The organism is Micromonospora sp. NPDC023966, from assembly GCF_040639095.1.
In the GTDB taxonomy this organism is placed as follows: domain Bacteria; phylum Actinomycetota; class Actinomycetes; order Mycobacteriales; family Micromonosporaceae; genus Micromonospora.
The window spans coordinates 1-19,622 of record NZ_JBEZZJ010000057.1 but is presented as its reverse complement, the minus strand read 5'-3'; the positions used below and the strand labels follow the sequence as shown (position 1 = coordinate 19,622).

At 68.4% G+C, this 19,622-nt stretch carries 24 protein-coding genes and 1 pseudogene; 13 read left to right on the top strand and 12 right to left on the bottom strand.

The genetic code is table 11. The annotated features are described in order from the left end of the window. On the bottom strand, positions 1 to 111 hold a 111-nt coding region (locus tag AB0F68_RS34150), incomplete at its 3' end, for a helix-turn-helix domain-containing protein (protein WP_357345844.1). Positions 112 to 498: 387 nt separating this feature from the next. Further along, positions 499 to 1,167, bottom strand: coding sequence for a helix-turn-helix domain-containing protein (locus tag AB0F68_RS34145; protein ID WP_357345838.1), 669 nt, complete (start codon positions 1,165 to 1,167; stop codon positions 499 to 501). Positions 1,168 to 1,243: 76 nt separating this feature from the next. Here AB0F68_RS34145 and AB0F68_RS34140 point away from each other — a divergent pair, with 76 nt between their 5' ends. Continuing rightward, positions 1,244 to 2,002 carry a DUF899 family protein gene (locus tag AB0F68_RS34140; RefSeq protein WP_357345836.1) on the top strand — a complete coding sequence of 253 codons (759 nt, stop codon included), beginning with the start codon at positions 1,244 to 1,246 and terminating at the stop codon, positions 2,000 to 2,002. Positions 2,003 to 2,401: 399 nt separating this feature from the next. Here the strand turns inward: AB0F68_RS34140 and AB0F68_RS34135 are convergent. Then, positions 2,402 to 2,548 (bottom strand): annotated as a pseudogene (locus AB0F68_RS34135) (peptidase E); the annotation flags it as partial. Positions 2,549 to 2,853: 305 nt separating this feature from the next. Here AB0F68_RS34135 and AB0F68_RS34130 point away from each other — a divergent pair. Further along, on the top strand, positions 2,854 to 3,057 hold the full coding sequence (locus AB0F68_RS34130; RefSeq protein ID WP_357345834.1) for a hypothetical protein: 204 nt from the start codon (positions 2,854 to 2,856) through the stop codon (positions 3,055 to 3,057). 66 nt (positions 3,058 to 3,123) lie between these two features. Here the strand turns inward: AB0F68_RS34130 and AB0F68_RS34125 are convergent, their stop codons facing one another. The 4 genes from AB0F68_RS34125 to AB0F68_RS34110 all read right to left on the bottom strand — a co-directional run bounded on the left by AB0F68_RS34125 (position 3,124) and on the right by AB0F68_RS34110 (position 4,943). Then, positions 3,124 to 3,321: a hypothetical protein gene (locus tag AB0F68_RS34125; protein WP_357345832.1), complete on the bottom strand. Its 198-nt coding sequence runs from the start codon at positions 3,319 to 3,321 to the stop codon at positions 3,124 to 3,126. Positions 3,322 to 3,503: 182 nt separating this feature from the next. Then, positions 3,504 to 3,794: a barstar family protein gene (locus AB0F68_RS34120; protein WP_357345830.1), complete on the bottom strand. Its 291-nt coding sequence runs from the start codon at positions 3,792 to 3,794 to the stop codon at positions 3,504 to 3,506. A gap of 128 nt (positions 3,795 to 3,922) precedes the next feature. Then, positions 3,923 to 4,480, bottom strand: a complete 558-nt coding sequence (locus tag AB0F68_RS34115; protein WP_357345828.1) for a hypothetical protein — start codon at positions 4,478 to 4,480, stop codon at positions 3,923 to 3,925. A 16-nt stretch (positions 4,481 to 4,496) separates the two neighbouring features. Continuing rightward, a complete protein-coding gene (locus tag AB0F68_RS34110) occupies positions 4,497 to 4,943 on the bottom strand; it encodes a PQQ-binding-like beta-propeller repeat protein (protein WP_357345842.1) in 447 nt (148 codons plus the stop codon). Between the two features lie 357 nt (positions 4,944 to 5,300). Here AB0F68_RS34110 and AB0F68_RS34105 point away from each other — a divergent pair, with 357 nt between their 5' ends. Continuing rightward, on the top strand, positions 5,301 to 6,500 hold the full coding sequence (locus AB0F68_RS34105; protein ID WP_357345826.1) for a PQQ-binding-like beta-propeller repeat protein: 1,200 nt from the start codon (positions 5,301 to 5,303) through the stop codon (positions 6,498 to 6,500). A gap of 264 nt (positions 6,501 to 6,764) precedes the next feature. Continuing rightward, complete coding sequence (locus AB0F68_RS34100; RefSeq protein WP_357345824.1) at positions 6,765 to 7,553, top strand: aminoglycoside adenylyltransferase domain-containing protein; 789 nt, start codon at positions 6,765 to 6,767, stop codon at positions 7,551 to 7,553. 243 nt (positions 7,554 to 7,796) lie between these two features. On the opposite strand, the gene AB0F68_RS34095 is transcribed toward AB0F68_RS34100, so the two are convergent. The 4 genes from AB0F68_RS34095 to AB0F68_RS34080 form a co-directional block, all read right to left on the bottom strand. Next, positions 7,797 to 8,330 carry a hypothetical protein gene (locus AB0F68_RS34095; protein WP_357345822.1) on the bottom strand — a complete coding sequence of 178 codons (534 nt, stop codon included), beginning with the start codon at positions 8,328 to 8,330 and terminating at the stop codon, positions 7,797 to 7,799. Continuing rightward, positions 8,327 to 8,905: a DUF4240 domain-containing protein gene (locus AB0F68_RS34090; RefSeq protein ID WP_357345820.1), complete on the bottom strand. Its 579-nt coding sequence runs from the start codon at positions 8,903 to 8,905 to the stop codon at positions 8,327 to 8,329. Before AB0F68_RS34090 ends, AB0F68_RS34095 begins: the two co-directional genes overlap by 4 nt. Positions 8,906 to 9,176: 271 nt before the next feature. Further along, positions 9,177 to 10,133 carry a sulfotransferase gene (locus tag AB0F68_RS34085; RefSeq protein WP_357345818.1) on the bottom strand — a complete coding sequence of 319 codons (957 nt, stop codon included), beginning with the start codon at positions 10,131 to 10,133 and terminating at the stop codon, positions 9,177 to 9,179. A 245-nt stretch (positions 10,134 to 10,378) separates the two neighbouring features. Beyond that, positions 10,379 to 10,750 (bottom strand): glyoxalase superfamily protein, encoded by a 372-nt coding sequence (locus AB0F68_RS34080; protein WP_357345816.1) that lies wholly within the window; start codon positions 10,748 to 10,750, stop codon positions 10,379 to 10,381. 257 nt (positions 10,751 to 11,007) lie between these two features. On the opposite strand from AB0F68_RS34080, the gene AB0F68_RS34075 reads away from it, so the two are divergent. The 9 genes from AB0F68_RS34075 (at position 11,008) to AB0F68_RS34035 (ending at position 18,674) form a co-directional block, all read left to right on the top strand. Further along, positions 11,008 to 11,682, top strand: a complete 675-nt coding sequence (locus tag AB0F68_RS34075; protein WP_357345814.1) for a cytidylate kinase family protein — start codon at positions 11,008 to 11,010, stop codon at positions 11,680 to 11,682. Positions 11,683 to 11,956: 274 nt separating this feature from the next. Beyond that, entirely contained in the window at positions 11,957 to 12,331 is a 375-nt protein-coding gene (locus AB0F68_RS34070) for a YciI family protein (protein ID WP_357345812.1), read from the top strand. A gap of 425 nt (positions 12,332 to 12,756) precedes the next feature. Continuing rightward, entirely contained in the window at positions 12,757 to 13,206 is a 450-nt protein-coding gene (locus tag AB0F68_RS34065; protein WP_357345810.1) for a hypothetical protein, read from the top strand. Beyond that, positions 13,200 to 13,436 carry a helix-turn-helix transcriptional regulator gene (locus AB0F68_RS34060; RefSeq protein WP_357345808.1) on the top strand — a complete coding sequence of 79 codons (237 nt, stop codon included), beginning with the start codon at positions 13,200 to 13,202 and terminating at the stop codon, positions 13,434 to 13,436. Before AB0F68_RS34065 ends, AB0F68_RS34060 begins: the two co-directional genes overlap by 7 nt. Beyond that, entirely contained in the window at positions 13,433 to 14,413 is a 981-nt protein-coding gene (locus tag AB0F68_RS34055; RefSeq protein ID WP_357345806.1) for an NAD(P)-dependent alcohol dehydrogenase, read from the top strand. Before AB0F68_RS34060 ends, AB0F68_RS34055 begins: the two co-directional genes overlap by 4 nt. Before the next feature lie 20 nt (positions 14,414 to 14,433). Further along, a complete protein-coding gene (locus AB0F68_RS34050) occupies positions 14,434 to 14,733 on the top strand; it encodes a hypothetical protein (protein ID WP_357345804.1) in 300 nt (99 codons plus the stop codon). Positions 14,734 to 14,759: 26 nt separating this feature from the next. Next, on the top strand, positions 14,760 to 15,752 hold the full coding sequence (locus AB0F68_RS34045; protein ID WP_357345840.1) for a DUF1152 domain-containing protein: 993 nt from the start codon (positions 14,760 to 14,762) through the stop codon (positions 15,750 to 15,752). 344 nt (positions 15,753 to 16,096) lie between these two features. Next, complete coding sequence (locus tag AB0F68_RS34040) at positions 16,097 to 17,107, top strand: mechanosensitive ion channel domain-containing protein (protein ID WP_357345802.1); 1,011 nt, start codon at positions 16,097 to 16,099, stop codon at positions 17,105 to 17,107. A gap of 373 nt (positions 17,108 to 17,480) precedes the next feature. Continuing rightward, complete coding sequence (locus AB0F68_RS34035) at positions 17,481 to 18,674, top strand: hypothetical protein (protein ID WP_357345800.1); 1,194 nt, start codon at positions 17,481 to 17,483, stop codon at positions 18,672 to 18,674. A gap of 723 nt (positions 18,675 to 19,397) precedes the next feature. Here the strand turns inward: AB0F68_RS34035 and AB0F68_RS34030 are convergent. Then, a partial coding sequence (locus AB0F68_RS34030) for a YcxB family protein (RefSeq protein ID WP_357345798.1) occupies positions 19,398 to 19,622 on the bottom strand: 225 nt, incomplete at its 5' end.

Here is a 19,622-nt window from a genome sequence, read left to right as displayed (position 1 = left end):
CCGCAGACACTGGTTGTAGCCGAACCGGGCCGCACCCGCATGCCGACCCAGCACAATCTCCTGCTCGCCGGTCGGGTTCAGACAGAACCGGAACGTGGTGAAACGGGCCACGGCAGCACACCATGCCACACACCACCGACAAACAGCCCACACCACTTGCACCGACCCAGAAACCCCACGGGCCGACCGACAACAATGGCTCACAACGCCCAGCACCAGCCGCTCACTTATGAAACACGCCGTAGGTCAGGGCGCCCCATGCCGCTGTCACAAGGCGGTCAGCAGAGAGGACCGAGGGCTCACTACCGAACGTCGCCAACTCGGCCTGGCAGCGCACCGCGCGCGGCGACCGCGCGAACAGCGGCAGATGCGTAGACGTGACCTTGGTCGACGCCGGGCCGGAGTGTCGACCAAAGCAGGGCGGGCCCGAGCGGCGCGTCACCTTTCGGACAACCTCTGGCGGCGATCCGCCCGCCCTCCTTGGCCGGAGGTGCCGTTTCAGTACTTATCTGTGGAGGCCGGGACCCGCACCCCCGCGACGAGATGGCGGACGACCTCGGGATCACCGATGATGGCGGCGCCGGCCGCTACGAGCCCGGCCAGGTCGTCGCTGCCGAAGGCCGCGAGGAGGGCATCCGTCGTGGTGACCAGGACGGCGTCCGGCTCGTCGGGCGGCTCGTGGGCGACCTCGGCGCCGGCCGACGTGAGGCGCACGCCGAACACCCCGGCGGGACCGTGGTCGCGTAGTTCGATCCGGAGCGTCGCCTTGGGCCGTTCCGACGTCGGCGCGAAGAAGGTGCGGATGCTCAGCATGGCGCTGTCCGCGCTCACGAAGAGCTGTTCCGCGGTCGGCGGGGCGGCCAGCGCCCAGGTGCCCAGCGCGACCACGATCGGCTCGAGGCCGCGACCCCACGCGGTCAGCTCGTAGACCCGCACATTGCCCGGCGGTGGCAGCTGCCGACGGCGCACGACGCCCGCGTCGGCTAGCTCGCGCAGCCGGTCGGACAGTGCGTTCGGGCTGGCGGTCGGGAGCGCCTGCTGGAGGTCGGTGAACCGTTTCGGCCCGAGCAGCAGCTCGCGCACCACGAGCAGCGACCACCGCTCCCCCACGATGTCGAGGCCGCGCGCGACTCCGCACGCCTGCCGATAACCCCGCTGGACCGGCACCGAACACCTCCCTCTCATACTTGCTCGATCATAGCACTTAGTATTAGCGTCATAGCGTCCTGCCGAGGAGGAACCCATGACCACACCAGCGACACCCCCGCTCACCGACCGCGAGACCTGGCAGAAGCAACTCGACGAGCTCCGGCTCCGCGAGAAGGCGCACACCCGTGAGGGCGACGCCATCGCCGCGGCCCGTCGGCGGCTGCCGATGGTCGAGGTCGACCCGACCACCCATCTGGTCGGTGCCGACGGCCCGGTGCCCCTGCTCGACGTCTTCGAGGGCAGGACCCAGCTGTTCGCGTCGTACCACATGTGGCACACGGGCAGGCCGGCCGCCGACCAGTGCGAGGGCTGCACGTTCTTCACCGGCCAGGTGCTCGAGCTGTCCTACCTGCACTCGCGCGACGTCACGTTCGCGGTCTTCTGCCAGGGCCCGTTCGAGGAAACCTCGCGCTACCGCGACTTCATGGGCTGGCAGGCGCCCTGGTACTCGGTGCCCGCGGAGTCGCTCGACTCCCTCGCCGCCGGACGCGCGTTCGGGATGAAGGCGTGCTACCTGCGCCAGGGCGACCGGGTGTTCGAGACCTACTGGACCACCGGGCGGGGCGTCGAGGCGATGGCACCGTCGTACGGCCTGCTCGATATGATCGTCTACGGTCGCCAGGAGGACTGGGAGGACTCGCCGGAAGGCTGGCCGCAGCGCTTCCGGACCGACGGCGACCAGTTCCGGCTCGACGGCCGGCCAACCTCGCAGTGGTCGCGCCTCGCCGCCGGCCGTGACGACGACCTGGGCACCACCGCACCCACCGGCAGCGAGCACCATTGCTGCCACTGAAGTTCGGTGCCTGCCGATCCGATGAAATAGCCCGCCGAGTGCGCCGATCTACCGAACCAAAGGCCCGCATGTGCGCCGCATCGCTATCGACCTCGGCCCGTCGGTAAGGGCGCGCGGATGCTCCGCCACCTATCGTGGGGGCACGGAGACCTCCCGCTTATGCGCGGGAGGTCTCTAATGCTCGGTATTGACCCACTCCGATGGTTGCTGACGGTGGCGTTCGGAGGGGCGGACGTCTTTCACCTGCTCCGGTGCCTGCGCCCACCCGCTGCGTGGCTCTCTCCGGTGGCGGAGCACCGACTCTCCGAGATGTTGCACCTGGTCATGGGCCTATCGATGATCGTGATGATCTGGCTGTGGGGCGCGGCGGTTCCGGCAGTTACCTGGATTGTCATGCACCGATCCCGGACCGCACATCGGGTGACCCCACTGTGCCGTCGGGACGCAGAGGGCGTGGCACTCGGCGATCGGCTTGCCGAGGAGCTGCACGAGCGCCGAGTGGATGCTTGGGTTCGTGACGCCGCCTGACGTAAGCAAAAGCTTCAAGGTGCCTCCAGATTCGCGCGGACGGTGGATGTTCATGAAGACTCGGGACCGTGCTGGAACTCATCGAAGGTCGAGCAACCTCTCCAGAGGTCCCTCAGGTCACCGGGTCCGATTGCCCACCAATCCTCCACCCGGTCCAACCCGCACAGCACGTGCACCCGACCGACGCACGCAGAATGCGCATGTCGCGACGACCGCTCATCGGCACGACCGGGCGTCCGCGCATGCCACGCCCGGTCGGCGGCAGATCCTTGCACCCGATCTTGCGCAACCGGTGCCGCCAGACGTGCGATTAGGGTTTGCGCATGGGGGATGACATTGTTCTGCGACTCGACCGCGCAACCGCCGAAGATCTGTACGTCGCGCTGTACGAGGTCGGAGAGCACATCGCGGCCGGCGCAGCCATCACTCCGCCCACCGGCGAGGAGGTCGAGCGCTTGGGCGGTCTTCTGCGGGACCTGGGCCACGCCCTCGGCCGTCGTTGCTCTCCGTACTGCGACCACCTCTAGTTCATAGGGGTCGCGCATGCTCAGCGGCAGATGCAGATAGCTGACCTTGGCGAGCGACAGTCTCGACTAACGACACATCCATGCGGCGTATGGGGCGCGACCATGCCGCGTGACACGGTCACCACCGCGGTCCACGCACAACTCGTTGGTCTCGTGATCGATCCAATAGGTCTGCCCGGCGTCGATGAAGGTCGGCTCTTGCAGGTAGAACCAGTGATCCACCACGTTGACGAGTACCAGCCGGTCAGCAGTCACACGATTCACCACAGCACCTCGTCGAGCAGACATCGCACTGCACGCGCCTGGTGATCTTATGCCGGCCGACGCTTCCGTGGCTTCGCGCTCATCGATAAGACCGAGCCTCGTCTTGATCGACTGACTGCGACGCTGCGCGACGCGCGGTCAGCGGCATGAGCGCGTGTTCGTGAACGGGTGCCAAAGGCGCGCTAAGCGAGTTCGTAAGTGAAGCGGTCGGTCCAGCCGAACGCTGCATCTTGCTCAACGGTGCGTCGAAGGATGCGCTCGATCCGGTCGAACACCTGCGATCCCATGGCGGCTCGACTCACATCGGCGGCTTCCCAAACCAGATGCACCGGGCGTGGCACGTCGGTGCTCAGCCGGTCCCACAACGCATCGAGATTGGCTCCGTAGTACGGACCGAAGTCAAGGCGCGCCGCCATCTCGCGATGAAAGTCAGGCTCGCTCTTCACCTGGTTGCCGTCGAGTTGTACGCGCACCTGAGGCAGGATAGCGGACGCGTACCGCGCGCAACGCCTGTCATGTCGCATCCGCTATTCGGCAGTTTCGGATGCCCGTTACCCGGCCGAGCCGCCAACGCACGATCTGCGACATGAGCGGATGCTCGCTAAAAAAGCGGGACGGTTGCCGTAGTCGGGATATCGAGCGTGACGAGTTGGCCTTCGCCGATTGTGTGCATCAGACCGTTGTCTCCGGGGACCAACCGGCCCGCCGAGAGCCGCATACGGGCGCCGACGTTGCCAGCGCGGTCGATGGTGACCAGCGAGCCGTCCGTAAAGGCGAACAGCACACCGCCGGACACCAGGGCCGCGGCGCAGACAGCGCCGTGCGGTAGGGGCCGTACCTCGGTGACAACACCTTGGCTCAGGTCGATGACCGCGACGCCGGCGTCCTCGACGAGCCACAGAGTCTCGCCGTGGAGGATCGGCGTTCGTGGGCGGAGATCACGCTCGTGGTGCCACAGCACCTGCACACCGCTCACCGGATGAAAAGTCATGACCGTGCGTCGACCGCTGAGGAAGGTGACACGGCCATCGTTGCTGACTCCGTAGCTGCCCTCACCATCAGGGAAGACCACCGGCGCCGGCAGCGACCACTTCCTCAGAACGGCCCCGGAGGAGGCCATCACCAGCAATTTCGGCAGAGCGGTGCCCGCGATGAGCACCGCATCGGCGGCAGAGTCACCTTCGGGCCTCCAACGAACCGACTGCGGCCAGGCAAGTGGACCGGCTCCAGCAAACGCATGCGCCGCCGGACGGCAGGCACGTGCCGTCGGCAAGGGCCACCCGCATCAAAGGGTGGTAACCACGCCACCCTCCCAGCCAAACAACAGAGCCGCTGACGCTGACGTAATACCGCAGGCTCATGCCGGGCGTCGACCACAACCGCTGCCCGTTGTCCAAGTCGAAGCAGTGCAGAACTCCTGCTTGGCTCAGGTAAAGGCAGCGCTCACCCGCGATAACGGCCGTGCCCCAGCAATCCTCGACACGTTGCGCCCACAACTGCGCCCCACTGCGCGGGTCCAGCCGGACCAGACGCGAGTGCCGCTCCGCCACGACGAGGCAACCGGACGCCACTGCCATCGCCTGCGAGCCCGATCTCAGATGTAACGGCCGCGACCACAACACGCTGATCGACTGATCCACCACGCCGGCATGATCGCACGCATCGACACGATGGTGACACGCACTCAACTCGACATGGCCGAGCGGCGGCCACCGGCGCTGTGTCACGCTGCGTGACGCGCGGCTCGCGGCAGATGAACGCGGCCAATGTCGTTCTGGGAGGGCTCAGTCCCAAGCGTTCACGTGCCAGCCGGCATCTCGGACACACCTACACCCGCCCTACCCGCGTCGACGAACTCGGTTCGCCTAATGTCCCTCGCTATGCGTCGAACGAGGATCTTCGCGAGTGTCGCCGGGTGGCCGTGGTGGGTTTGGGCGGCGATAGTCGCGGCAGTCCTGGCCGTCGTGTCATGCGTATCGGTGCCGCTGCTCGTGTTACGTCCCGGGTCCCAGCTTTCGACGGCGGAGGCGCCCTACCCGGCGCCAGCAGCCGCCGGTATCGGGGTTGTCGCCCAGCTTCGCGCGACCCCGCTGATTCTGGACCGTCGTTTGCGAGTGTTCGCGACCAAGAACGACGTGTGGGCCGAGGCGCTCACCGCGCCCGACGGCACGGATTCCTACTGGTCCTACCACCGATGGCCGGCGGAGGTCGTCGGCGTCGTCACGTTCGGTGCGGCTCGCACCGCACCGTCCGTAGTCGTGGTCAAGTGGTCTGACGGGCTACTCGTGGCGCTGCACGCCGAGGGCGGAGATGTCGCCTGGACGACCCGGGTCCAGACCAAAGACAGTGACCAGTACTGGGGGCGGCGTACGGGCACTCACACGGTCTACGGCGACGAAACGCTCTTCAGCCTCTACAGTGCCCGGTTTGGCTCGTCCCCCATAGTAATCAGCTCCGGTGACACCAAGGTCGACGCGTTCGACCCGATCAGCGGCCGTCAGTTGTGGAGCGTGGAACTGCCAACCTGCCATGGCGTTGACTGGACCGGCGAGCAGGTCTTCGCCACGATTCTGTGCTCCGACAGGTTGCACACGATGCACTTCTACGAAGCTGGCACCGGACGCCCCATCGGCACCTGGGTGCCACCGGGCGTTTCCTCCTCATCACCTCCAGCGGAACGTTCCTGGATTCGCTGGCTGACTGCGTGCCGCACCGAGTCCTCCGAATGCCAGGGCTTCCAAGTGGGTCCGGACGAGACATGGCGTATTCAGGCCGATGGCTCCGTTACCAAGGAGCCTGTAGCGTCGTCCGACATCGATGACGTCATCGTTGGTGATGTCGTTGTCCGCCGGACACGCGGACAGGTCATCGGCTTACGACGGGATACCGGTGACGAGATGTGGCAGATCGCCCTCGAAAGTCGCGGCAGCGCGATAGCCGCCAGCGCCGACGCGGTTTACCTCTTGACGTCGGCAAACGAGCTCGCCTGTCTCGCTGCGAGGACAGGCACGTTGCGAGCGACCGTTCCACTGCCTGGTGGAACCACGTGGAAGGCCTTCTCCATGTATGCGGTCGATGGGTTCGTCGTCATTGAGCGGCTCAAGCCCGGTGCGGGCGAGCGCCAGGGCGACAGCGCCTACTACTACGGATCACGGCCGGTCGTGCTGGTTACCTGCTGACCTCCACGTCCGCTCAGGGGACAAGGCACGATCATCGAGTACGCCGTGGACGAGCCGAACGCCAAACCCCTCGGCATGAGCTCCAGCCTTCTCGGGGGGCCACGAACGCACGCTCATCGGCATGTGCGCGCATGCCTGCGCCTCCGCTGTAGTCGGCAGGCCCCTTCTCCATTGGGTGGCGGCGTTGTTGGTCGGTGCGGGTCGCGTCAGCGGGTACCCACGTACTCGGTGGCGGGCTGGCGGCCCGCAGCGCAGGATGACCTGGTGGCACCACCCGAGATGATTCTCTCCGATCTTCGTGAGGCGTGGAGTCCTGCGCTGGCCGGCAGGCTTCTGGGCCTGTACCTGCACGGCTCGCTGGTAGCCGGCGACTTCGCCGCAGACCGCAGTGATCTTGATCTGCTCGCGGTACTCGACGGCGACCCGGACGAGAGCCTCCTGGCCGTGCTCGCCGGACTGCACGCGGACCTTGACCGGCGGCACCCGCAGTGGGCCGGCAGGATCGAGGTGGAATACGTATCCCTGGACGCCGCGCGCCACGCAGCCCACGGCGATGCCCGCCGGGACCACGTTATCGCCCGGGTCAGCCCCGGGGAATCCTTGCACCTGCTACCCGCCACCACCCACCGCGTCGTGACCTGGTCCGCCGTCCACGACCACGGCCGCAGCCTGCTGGGACCCCCGCCCGCCATGCTGCTACCCGCCGTCGACCCCAACCTCGTCCGCTCGGCCCTGCTGGACCACGTCCGCGACTGGCCGACCTGGGTGATCCAGATGACCACCCCCGGAGCCCAGTCCTACGCTGTGCTCACCCTCTGCCGGGCCTTCCAACGCCTCCGGAACGGCCGGCAACTGTCCAAGCGGCAGGCCACCGACCAGACCATCACCGCCTACCCTCGATGGGCAGACCTCATCATCTGGGCACGTGACTGGTGGTACAACTCCGGCCAGGACACCGACCCCGGCAGCGCCGATCACGTCCGGGCATTCGTGCACGAGCTAAGCACCGCCATCCTGGCCTCGGAACGCGACCCGCACGCGCTAAGCACGTGACGGCTGGGGAAGCGCCCAGCCACCCATCGCAGCCCAGCCTGCTGCCCTGCCGTTCTTCGCGCTGCCCGACCTGGCCCGGCCCGCCGGCCTTCGTGCGCCAGGGCTGCTTTCATGACGCGCCGTGCTGCCGGGTCAGCACGCGCGATCGGCGGCAGATGAGTGTTCGTGGAGGCCGGCCGGGTGGCTGGGCCACCAGTGCAGTTCTCGCCGCCTGTCCCCGTCGCACATTCCCGTGGTCCTGGATCAGGTGCGTCGGGTGGCCAGCAGACGCGGCCCGGCTCCGTCCGGGGGTTCGGGGAAGTCCGTGGTCTGTCGCAGCGTGAAGGGCGGCGCGCCGTCGCTCAGCGGCTCGATCGTCTTGCCTGGTTCCGCGACGTAGGCGTGGCCGTTCTGTACGTAGAAGTAGAGCCACGGGTGCACGTCGAGCTCTTCGCGGGCTTCGCCAATCCAGCCCTGCGTGAGCGACCATGGTGCCAGCCACATCGGCACGCTCTGCATCAGCTCGTACATGCCATCGTCGAGAACAAAAGTCCGTACGAACAGCCCCAGCGAGCCCGGCCGGCCCAGGTACGGCTGCTGCACAACCAATGACCGGATACCACCGCCGGGCAGCGCATCGTCGGAGTCGGCGACCAGACACGGCCAGTCGTACTCCAGGACCGGGTCGTCGGGAAGCCGGTCATTCAGCCCGAGGTGGAAGCGCAACTCGGCCAGGAACGACTCGGGCGCATCGGGTCGAAGGCGAAGCCCTAGCGTCCATTCATAGTGCAAGCTCACCGGTTCGCCTCGCTGAACAGCGCCCAGAGGCGCGGGTATCGGCGGGCCACCTCGGCAGAGTCCAAGTGGAGCCACTCGACATCGTCCGGGTTCGGGTCGAACCGCAGAAGGACCCCGCGCTCCTCACTCACCACGTCGCGGACATCGCCAGCAATGTCGGAGCGAGCTTCACCCACCTCGCAGGCCACGTACTCCAGCGACTCCCAATCCAGGTAGTCGTCGTCCTGCCACGGCTTTGGCAATAGAGCCAGTCGGTGTACCTCCGGCACCGTGCCGAGGCTGTCGGGGTCGGCGATCGCAGCGCTGTACGCATCCCGGCCGAGCCCCACGAGCCACATCTGGAAGTAGTGAAAGGAGTCCGTACCGCAGTGCCCGCCCATGAGAATGTCGGCGGCGCGCCACAACCGGAAGGTGTTGGCCCCTTCCCGAGTCGCAGACAGGTGCTGAACGAAGTCCAACAGGTCCGACCGGGCGGAATGCCGCAGCCGGTCATGCAGGAAGGCTTCGCGCTCACTCCGCGTCACTCCGGGGTAAGCGGATGCCTCGACCAGCGCCCAGAACTCATCCACGTTCACCGCGCGAGCCTAGACCGGCACGACCCCCCGTTGCCTAGCCCCCGTCCGTTGAATCCCTGCATCCGGTCATCGGCAGAGTCGGACGTGCCCCGCTCGGCGAGCTGTCAACGCCTGACCAGCGGCAGAAGCGTGCACCCGCCCATGAGCGCGGGCTCAAAAGACGGCCGGAAAGTTAGGAACGAGTGGTCTGCGATGCGGTTCGGCCGAAGCGGCGTTTACCGGGCGTTCGAGAGGCGCGACGCGGCGTCGTCAAGGCGGAGAGCCGGAGCCGTCACTCATATCCCATGGCCGGGATGACCTTGCCGAGTGCTTCTTCGATGAACTTGCGGGTTTCGTCGTCGAATTGGTTGTTGCGGTTCGTCAGCTTGTGCGACTGAAACGTTGAAGGGGTGGCGAAGTCGTCGACGTCGAGCCGTTCGAACAGGGCCTTGCGCTGCCCGGGCCAGTCGGCTGCGAGATCTTCTGCTTTCACCTCGATGTATCGCCTGCCCGTCAGGTCGACCGTGTTCTTCCAGGTGAGCCATCGGTGGTAGACCGGCTTGAGGTAGGCGAGCGCGCCGTCGACGGTGGGCGGCGCCCATGGCTGGGCCAGGTGGGATGCGAGCACTGAGACCGGGTGACGCTTGATGTGCACGATGGTCGCTTCGGGGACCAGTTCCCAGAGGAACTCCATGCACAGCAGGTTGAACGGTGTCTTCTCGCACCAGGTCGGCTTGCCCGCGTCGGCGGCTGCTCCGCCGAACATGGTGTCGATCAGGCCCCGCAAGATTCCGAGCAGTTCGCCCCGGTCGCTGAAATACCTGGGGACTACCCGCCGGCGGCTCGGCGGCTCGAACGGCCCGGCAGGCCGGTCGGCGTTCCCGAAGCCTTCCGCGGGTGCCGGTTCGTCGAATGTGTACGCGATCAACTGCGGCCAGAGCTGTTGCACCGCGTCCCGGTAGCGCCGCTCACCGACCAGCTCGGGAACGGTTTTGCCGCGATCGTCGCGCCGGCCGGGCACTCGTACGGTGAGGAAGTCGCTCAGCCGGTGCAGGGCGTCCTCACCGACGGTGGGGTCGTATCGATCGGTGAGCGCGTCGGCCAGGTCCCGCAGGCCACCCGGGTCGATGAGAAACCGGGTCTCCATGGGAATCCGATGGATAAGCGGATGTTCGCCGATGATGTCGGCGATCCGTGACGTCCCCGAACGACCCGTACCCGCGACGAATATCGGTGAGGGGGAAGGCATGGCCAGCAGTCAAACTCTCAGCCCGGCGCCTGTGCAAGCCATTTATCCCCTCACCCGCTGCTACGGGCCGGACCCGCACCCGCCGCGCCGAGTGCGTGCCGGACGGTCCCCTCCAACAAGCGAGCAACGAATTATCGAAGTTTCCCAACGCGCCGCATCCCTCACACACTGATGCACTGATCTCGGCAGATCGGCGCACACTCAGCGGTACATCAGGCATTGCCAGGGCTGTTGTAGGCCGTCGATCAGCCGTTGGGGCGTGACTCGATCGCCTGCAGCGACCACCTGTTGCCGTCGGGATCGCCGAAGTAGACGAAGTTGCCCCATGGCTGCACCTCGACCTCGCTGGCATCGACGCCGGCGTCGAGCAGTTGCCGGCGCGCCGCCTCGGCGTCGGCGACCACAACCTGGATTTCCTGTGTGCCGGGAGTCTTGTCGGTGATGCCCTCGCCGATCACGATGGAGCAGGCGGAGCCGGGTGGTGTCAGCTGGACGAACCGCAGGCGCTCGTGCACCCTGTGATCGTGGTCGGCGTTGAAGCCCACCTTCTGGTAGAAGGCCTTGGCCCGGTCGACATCGGTCACCGGAACGGGGATGAGTTCAATCTTCCAGTCCATGGTCCCACCGTAGGACGTGGGTACGACCTTCGGGCTCACCGCACCATCCGCGGCAGATGAGGCTGTCGTCCGGACCGCGTCCTGCTGCCGTTTGATCCATGTATGCCGGTCGACGCGAGACGGCTGATAATTGTTCGGTTATGGCTGAGGATCAACTGAGCGCGGTTCGGCGCAGACTTCCAGAAGGAACGCGGGTCCAGGAAACGGTCATCGGGTTTCCCGCGGGTGTCGGCCGAGTGGGTAGGACGGGGCAGGACATGGACCAAGGCACCCGCGACGAGATGCTCCGCCGCCTGGCTGAGGCAGTTGGATCGATCGCAGTCACACACCCGACGCGGGTTGCCATCGACGGACCGCCCGCCGCGGGCAAAACCACGCTCGCCGACGAGCTGGCCGTCGTCTTGCGCACACAGGGCCGCGACGTCATCCGCGCGACAATCGACGATTTCCTCTTCCCCCGGGCACAGCGCTACCCGCGCGGCGAGTACTCGGCCGAAGGCTGCTACTTCGACGCCCATGACTACGAAGCGCTGAACCGGGTTCTGCTCGATCCGCTCGGCCCGGGCGGAGATCGACGCTTCCAACAGGCGGTCTACGACCGCACCGCGGATACCGCGCTGTCCCCGCCGGTCACGACGGCACCCGCCAACGCCGTGCTGGTCTTTGACGGCGTCTTCCTCATGCGCCCGGAACTGATTGATCGGTGGGACCTGCGCATCTTCGTGTCGAGCGCGCTCGAGAAGACCGTGGATCGTGCCGTGATCCGAGAGCGCCGGGTGTCATCGCGGGCCGAAGTCGAACGGCGCTGGCGCGAGCGCTACATCCCCTCCCAACAGTTCTACTTCGCTACGGTCCGCCCGACCGATCACGTCGACATCATCGTGCACAACGACGAGCCCCAGCAGCCGGTCTGGGCGACCCAAGCACACTGACCGCACTCAATTCGGCACGTGCGGACGAGAACCCGGGCCAGCTCGGTGTGACGCTGCGTCGCGCACGGTCGGCGGCAGATGAGTGCGGTGGGACTGCTCGTAGCCGGTGGCGGCGGCGATGATCTACGCCGGCAGGGGCATGGCGGCCGCAGGCGCCGAGCGGCGGAGGTCCCCTGAAGAATTTCTTCTGGCATAGCGTCGGATCCGGGGCGAGCCGTTCGTAGAACGAGTGGGAGGCGGCCGCAGGAGGCCGCTGGGACAAGGGAGTAATGGGATGACGCGGTACTTGATCTCGTTCGATGCAGGCGCGATGGACCACATCCCCGACCAGGAGATACCCGACGTGGGCAAGGCCGCGCACGCGGTGGTCCAGGAGGCCGTGAACGCCGGCGTGTGGGTGTTCGGGACCGGGCTGGAAAGCCAGAGGGCGAGCGTCGTAGCCACGGACGGGATGGTCACCGACGGCCCTTACCCGGAGACCAAGGAGGTCATTGGCGGGTTCGTGGTCGTCGACGTGGCCTCCCGCGAGGAGGCGCTGGCGTGGGCTGCCAAGTTCGCGGTCGCTTGCCGCTGCGCGCAAGAGGTCCGGGAGCTCATGCCCGATCCCGAAATAGACGCGATGCTCCGCCAGGCGGACAGGCGACGGTGACATCCTGACGACGTCTGATCGAGGGAGACCCGCCGCCGTAAGAGCAATGGTTGCGTGGCCGCGGTTGACGACGCGGGTCTGCGCATCGACCTGAAGTGGAGACGCAGGGCGGTGACCGGGGGATCGGGCGTGGGGCGAAGCCCGTCCTCGGGCCTGGCCCGATCCCCGCAACCACTGATCGCCCATTGGAGCGACAGCCAGGCTCATCGCGGCGAGTGTGCCCACTCCTCGGCACGACCGCGCGATTGAGCGCCACCGCATCTCCGCCCCATACCTGTCATGCCCGGTCGGCGGCAGTTGAGGGCGTTTCGGGCGCAGTCCTTCGATGGTGGGTATGCGCTCGACGGCCAGGGCCCAACTCAGCTCGGTGTAAAGAATTCTGGACACGGCGTCAAGCATGAGTTACCTTCACCGTGTCGAAGATTTTGTACATCAAGGAGCGGGTCATGACTCACCGAGAGAAACGCGCGTGGATCATGTTGGTCGTCGCCGTGGTGGCGTACGCGATCTACGTGACGATCGTCGTGGGCCGCGCGGGCGGGCGGCCTCTGGCCGACGTTCCCTACGCCGCGGCGCTGTTATGGACCGTGGGCGCGTCGATCGTGGCGAACATCGTGGCCGAGATAGCGATCGGCATGGTGAGCCCGAAGGCGGCGCGCGTGGCCGACGCCCGGGACCGGCAGATCGGCCAGCTCGGCGACCACGTCGGCCAGTCGTTCCTCGTGGCCGGCGCGGTCGCGGCGATGCTGATGGCAATGGCCGGGTGGGACCGGTTCTGGATCGCCAACGTGATCTACCTGGCGTTCGTGCTGTCGGCGGTCCTGGGCTCGGTCGCGAAGATCGGCATGTACCACGGGCGGCTGCCGCAGTGGTGAAGCCGACCCGCGTGACCAACTCGATCCGGGCGCTGCGCTTCGCGCACGGCGAGATGACCCAGGCCGAACTCGCCGACCGTATCGGCATGACCCGGCAGACCGTGATCGCCATCGAGCAGGGCCGGTACTCACCCTCCCTGGAGACTGCCTTCCTCATCGCGCAGGTCTTCGGCGTGCGGCTCGACGACGTGTTCCAGTACCCCGACACCACCGAGCGGGAGACACCATGAAAGCCATCTTCCAGGACGCGTACGGCCCGGCCGACGTGCTGCAGTTGCGCGACATCGACCAGCCGCCGGCCGGCGACGACGAGGTGCTCGTGCGGGTCCGCGCCGCTGGTGTGGACCCCGGCGTGTGGCACCTCATGACCGGCCACCCGTACCTGGTGCGCGCGTTCGGGTTCGGCCTGCGCCGACCCAAGGTGCCGGTGCGCGGCGTCGACCTCGCCGGCGTGGTGGAGGCCGTCGGCGCGGCGGTGACCGACCTGCACCCCGGCGACGAGGTCTACGGTGTCTGCGAGAGCGGCTCGTACGCCGAGTACGCCACCGCGCGCCGCCAGCGGCTGGCGCACAAGCCGGCGAACACCACGTTCGAGCAGGCCGCAGTCGCGCCCATCTCCGGCGTGACGGCGCTGCAGGCGGTGCGCGACTGCGCCGGCGTCCAGCCGGACCAGCAGGTGATGGTGATCGGCGCCGCGGGCGGCGTCGGCAGCTTCGCCGTGCAGATCGCCAAGGCGTACGGCGCCACGGTGACCGGTGTGTGCAGCACCGGAAAGTCCGACCTCGTGCGGTCCCTCGGCGCCGACGACGTCATCGACTACACCCGCGACGAGATCGACCGCAACGGCCCCCGCTACGACGTCCTCATCGACACCGCCGGCAACCGGCCGCTGCGGCTGTTACGGCGCGCGCTCACGCCCCGCGGAACGCTGGTCCTGGTCGGCGGAGAGAACGGCGGCGGTCCGCTGCTCGCCGGCTTCGACCGGGCGATGCTGCGCGCACCGCTGCTGTCGATGGTCACCCGCCAGCGGCTGCGCAACCTGATCGCCAAGGTAGGCGCCGCAGACCTGGATGAGTTGCGCCGACACATCGAGTCCGGCGCCGTCACGCCGGTCATCGACCGCACCTACCCCCTCAGCGCTGCGCCCGACGCGATTCGGCACGTCGCCGCGGGCCACGCGAGGGGAAAGACCGTCGTCACCGTGTAGATACCCGTCGCCTGTCATCGGTGACGCCGCGCACCTCATTGCCGCCGCTCGGCGAGGGCGCCAATCAGGCCATGCTCGACGCCGCCGGACTCGCCGGGGAACTCGCCGCCAACCCCGCCGACCCGGACTCCGCGATTCGGGCGTACGAAGAGGCGATGTTCACCAGAACTCACCCGATCGCCGAAATGTCCGCGCGAGTCCAGACGATGATGCTGTCCCCCACCGCAGCGGACGACATCACCCGCTTCTTCACGGCGCGGCCCACCGAGCCGGCACCCGCAGATCGAGAACGCGCTGCGCAGCCAGCCTCGCCCTTGTAGACGCCGTGGCTGATCATTGAGCGGTGATGAATACCGCCGCGCTGCTGGCCGACCCCGGTGCGTTCTCGTTGGCCGTTCCGCCGCTGTTCGCCGCGCTGGCTCCGGCGCGGAGCATCCTCATCGCCGGAGCGGGCGGGGGGTTCGACGTGTACGCCGGCCTGCCCTTGGCGTTCGCCCTGTGGCGCGGCGGTGCGCAGGTACACCTGGCCAGCCTGTCCTTCTCCGAGCTCGAGTTGATCGACCGCGACGCGTGGGTAGCGGAGCACGTCGCGGCGGTGCAGCCGGACACCACCAGCCCGGACTGGTACTTCCCCGAACGGACCCTCGCCCGGTGGCTGGCGGACCAGGAACTGCCGTCGACCGTCTACGCCTTTCCGCCGCTCGGCGGCCAGCCGTTACGGGCGGCCTACCGGCACCTCGTCGAACAACTCAACATCGATGCGGTGGTGCTGGTCGATGGCGGCACCGACGTCCTGCTGCGCGGCGACGAAAGCGATCTCGGCACCCCGGTGGAGGACATCACCAGCCTGGCCGCCGTGGCCGCGCTGGACGTGCCGGTCAAGCTGGTGACCAGCCTCGGCTTCGGCATCGACGCCTACGACGGCGTCAACCACGCCCAGGTGCTGGAGAACCTCGCCGCACTCGACCGCGACGGCGGCTACCTCGGTGCCCTGTCCATCCCCGGTTCCAGCCGGGAAGCGGCGCTGTACCGCGACGCTGTCGCCGACGCCCAGGCCGCCACCCCGGACCGGCCGAGCATCGTCCAAGGACAGATCGCCGCCGCCACCAGCGGCGCGTTCGGAGACGTGCGGTTCACCCGACGCACCGGCGGAGGCGACCTGTTCATCAACCCGCTGATGGCGATCTACTTCACCGTCGACCTCGACAAACTCGCCGCCCGATGCCTCTACCTCGACCGCATCGAAAACACCATCGGCAGGCGACAGGTCATCACACGCATCCAAGCGTTCCGCGACGAACTCCTCAACGCGCGCATCCCCCACGCGTTTCCCCACTGAACGCCCGGACGGCGGCAGATCCTGCATCTGTCACGGCCAGGGATGAGACCGCAGAGACCGCTCCGGCGGACCGGACACAACTGGCGCCGATGTACCTCCCGCGTGTGGACCGCGTTCACCTTGCCCGCATCCTGCACGCGAGCGGCCCCGGCAATCGGCGGCCGGCCATGGGGTGCCGATCACGCATCCTGCGTCGGCTCGCAGGAAGGCTGCGGGCAGGCCGACGTCTCGTCTCGCATTCTCGATATCGGCCGCTTGCCACCGGATCTGATGGCACCCTGAACGCGGGGGTGCGGTCGCGAGCCCGGGAGAGGCGGCATCGGGATCACGGTGAACGGCTTCTGATGCGTACCGCGTTGATCGTGTTGGCCGCGCTGGCGGCGGCCGTGGTCGTGGACCTGGTGTCCGGCGTGTTGATCCGCCGGGGTGCCCGTGGCCGCTACAAGTGGCTGCTGGAGCCGCTGCGGCACGCCTGCCGCCGCCCGGCGGCCGCGGTCCTGCTGGTCGGGGCGCTGTACTACGCGCTGCCGCCCGGACCGGCCGAGTGGCAGCGTTATCTGCGGCACGCCATCCTGCTCGTCCTGATCGCCGTCGGTGCGTGGCTGGTGATCAAGGCATTGAGCGTCGTCGAAGCGGTCGCGTTCAGTCGGCTGCCGAGCGACGTGGTCACCAGCCGGCGGATCCGGCGGGCCCGGACCCAGATCCGCCCCGTGCGGCGGCTCACCGTCGCCGTGGTTACGGTCGCCGCAATCGGCCTGATCCTGATGACCTTCCGGCCGGTACGCCTCTTCGGCATCTCCATTCTGACCTCGGCCGGGGTGGTCGGCGCGGTGATCGGCCTCTCCGCCCGAACCGCGCTCGGCAACGCGTTCGCCGGCATCCAGGTCGCCTTCGCCGACGGGATGCACGTCGGCGACGTGCTGGTGGTGGACGGCGAATGGGGCCGGGTCGAGGAGGTGAAGCTGACCAACGTGGTGATCCGGCTCTGGGACGAACGGGTACTCATCCTGCCGACCACGTACTTCACTGAGCGGCCGTTCCAGAACTGGACCCGGAACGAGTCGCGGGTGGTCGGCAAGATCCAGATCCATGTCGACCACACCGCCGACCTGGACGACCTGCGCCGGGAGGCACGCCGACTGGTCGAGTCCTCACCGCTGTGGGATCGAGACCAGTGGGTGCTCCAGATGGTCGACGCCACCCCGCAGACCGTGGTCATCCAGGTGCAGGCCTCGGCCGCGGACGGCGCCAGCGCCTGGGACCTGCGCTGCGACCTACGCGAGGGACTGATCCGCTACCTGCGCGACCAGCACCCCCAGTGGCTGCCCCGCACCCGCAGCCAGTACCAGCCCTGACCGGCGGGTCCGGGCGTGGCCGCCCGGGCGCCGATGAATGAATCGGCGCCTAACGGGGACTTGCTGGACCAGGCCGACAGGGACGCGAGGCGGCGATGGGCGTTGACCGGGACTGCACCCGGGGTGGGGACGACTTCATCCGGGTCACCCGTAGCGTCCACGCTCCTATCGACCAGGTCCATCGAGTGGACGTACGTCCTGAACCCGCTGGACGAACCGGCCCGGGCGGTCATCAAGGAGGACCTGCTGCCGCTCTACACCGAGCGACTGAAGACGGCAATGAGCATCCTGAAGGACGACCTCGAGTGTTGACGACGGCGCCACGGACCGGCGCCGCGCCCGGGGAAGCGGCCGGGCCGGCTCCGGGAGTCTGGTGACCGGCCGCGGGTCCGTCGTCGTGGGTGTCGTGGCCGCCCCCGGGGCCGCGGCCGACCTGGCGCGGGAGGCCACCACGGAGCTCGCCGACCGGCTCCGCAACCGGGTCCCGGAGGTCGACTGGGCGGTACGCCTCCAGGTGGCGCGGCTCGTCGAAGGGCCGGCCGACCTCGGCCAGCTCATCGAGGCAGCCCGGCGCCGGATGCTGGCCGAGGGCTGGAGTCTGGTCCTCTGCGTGACGGACCTGCCGTTGCAGACCGCGCGGCGGCCCGTGGTCGCGCACGCCAGCACCACCCACGGCGTCGCGGTCCTTTCCATGCCCGCGCTCGGACCCGTCGCCGTGGCCCGGCGGATGGCCGAGGCCGGGGACCGGCTCCTCGCGGCACTGCTCGGCGATACCGACGCGGTCGGCGACCCGGCACGGGCCGGCTCGCGCCGCCGGCGCCTGGCCACCGGACGGCGGGCCCGGGAACTCGGCGCGCGCGTGAACCACCAGGCGTCCGGCATCGGCTTGCTGGCCGGGGTGATCGGCGGCAACCTGCGGCTGCTGCTCGGCATGCTCCGGGCGAACCGGCCGTGGCGGCTGGCCGTCCGGCTCTCCCGGCTGCTGGTCGGTGCCTTCGCGACCGCCGTCTTCGCCCTGGTGACCTCCGATATTTGGCAGTTGTCGGCGGCCTTGGGCAACCTGCGGCACGCCCTGCTCGCGGCCGGCTCCGTCCTGGCGGTGGTGCTGACCATGGTGCTCGGCGCGCGCCTCTGGGAGCGGGTTCCGCGCGACCCGGGTGCCCGGGAGCAGGTCGTTCTCTTCAACGTGGTCACCGTGCTCACCGTAGTGATCGGCGTCCTCGCGCTGTACGTGGCGCTCGCCGCGCTGACCATCATCGGGGCGATCGCCCTCGTACCCTGGGACCTGCTCGCTGAATCCACCGGCCGACCGGCCGGCGTCGCCCACCAGGTCAAGCTGGGCTGGCTGGCCAGCTCGCTGGCGACGGTCGGCGGCGCGCTCGGCGCCGGTCTAGAGTCCGACTCGGCGGTACGGGAGGCTGCGTACCGCTATCAGCCCGACGCGCAGCTGACCGGCGAGCAGGGTGGGGCGGACCCGACCGGCGGGGCCGGAACGGGACCGAGCGGCGAGTCCGGGTCGCCGCGCAAAGACAGGTCTGAGCCGGAGCGGAACCACGAGGCCGGCTGACGGCCTTGGCGGCGCTGTGATCAGAACCCGGTCGCGGCGTTGCCCTCGGCGGCGCGGATCGCCAGCAGGGCGATGTCGTCGGTGGACTGGTCCGCGGTAAGGCTGGCCATCACGGTGGCGCAGACCACCGCAGGCCGGGACGGGGCGTGGGTGCGCGCCCAACGGAGTGACAAATCGCGACGCACGCCGACGGAAGGTGGCGCACGACGGCGGACTTTGACCGGGCCGTTCGCGGACCCAGCGAACCGCCGCTGACCTGCTGCGGACGGTCGCCGAGTGGGAGCCGGATCCCGGCGCCGTGGCGCCGCTGCCCGCGGCCGACCCGGAGCTGCTGAACCTCGCAGGCCCCTGGTGCTGGGGGCCGGCCCCCTACGTGCTGCGGCCGCTGGCCGACGGCGTCTTGGAGCTGGCCCCGCTGTCCGGAGACGGGCGCGGCACCCGGCTGCGCCCGACCACGACGGCCGTCGGGAGGGCCTCAGCGGCTATTTCGCCGGCGAGCGGCTGCGGGTCGAGCGCGACGCCGCAGGCGTGGTGAGCCACCTTGACCTCGGCACCTTCGTCTTCACCCGGCAGCCGTACGACTCCGCGGCGCCGGTGCCCGGCGGTGTCGACCCGGCCGCTTGGCGGTTCGGCTGACCCTATGAACGCGCTGATCTCGGCACGTCCGGATGCAGGCGCCCGCGACCGCTTACCTTCCGGGACGAGCGGTTCGCGCACATGAATTCACCGACGCTGCAGCAGCCCACGTTTGGCCATGAAGGCTTGCAACGTCTCGGCGTCCTCGGCGGACATCAGGCGACGTGGGATCACGGTCGCCGGCATCCGGCCGACGTACACGATCCAGAACTCCGGGGTGTCCCTCACCTGGGCGACCCCGTCCCAGGCGATGCCGCCGGACTCCGAGCCGCTGCGCATCATGATGTTGTCGTCGGTGATGTCGTAGGCGCC

What these genes read in the sequence shown, in the direction of transcription:
- AB0F68_RS34140 (WP_357345836.1), top strand. Translation starts at nt 1,244, where the DNA reads ATGACCACACCAGCGACACCCCCGCTCACCGACCGCGAGACCTGGCAG.
- AB0F68_RS34130 (WP_357345834.1), top strand. Translation starts at nt 2,854, where the DNA reads ATGGGGGATGACATTGTTCTGCGACTCGACCGCGCAACCGCCGAAGAT.
- AB0F68_RS34085 (WP_357345818.1), bottom strand. Translation starts at nt 10,133, where the DNA reads ATGCCTTCCCCCTCACCGATATTCGTCGCGGGTACGGGTCGTTCGGGG.
- AB0F68_RS34080 (WP_357345816.1), bottom strand. Translation starts at nt 10,750, where the DNA reads ATGGACTGGAAGATTGAACTCATCCCCGTTCCGGTGACCGATGTCGAC.
- AB0F68_RS34075 (WP_357345814.1), top strand. Translation starts at nt 11,008, where the DNA reads ATGGACCAAGGCACCCGCGACGAGATGCTCCGCCGCCTGGCTGAGGCA.
- AB0F68_RS34070 (WP_357345812.1), top strand. Translation starts at nt 11,957, where the DNA reads ATGACGCGGTACTTGATCTCGTTCGATGCAGGCGCGATGGACCACATC.
- AB0F68_RS34055 (WP_357345806.1), top strand. Translation starts at nt 13,433, where the DNA reads ATGAAAGCCATCTTCCAGGACGCGTACGGCCCGGCCGACGTGCTGCAG.
- AB0F68_RS34045 (WP_357345840.1), top strand. Translation starts at nt 14,760, where the DNA reads ATGAATACCGCCGCGCTGCTGGCCGACCCCGGTGCGTTCTCGTTGGCC.
- AB0F68_RS34040 (WP_357345802.1), top strand. Translation starts at nt 16,097, where the DNA reads ATGCGTACCGCGTTGATCGTGTTGGCCGCGCTGGCGGCGGCCGTGGTC.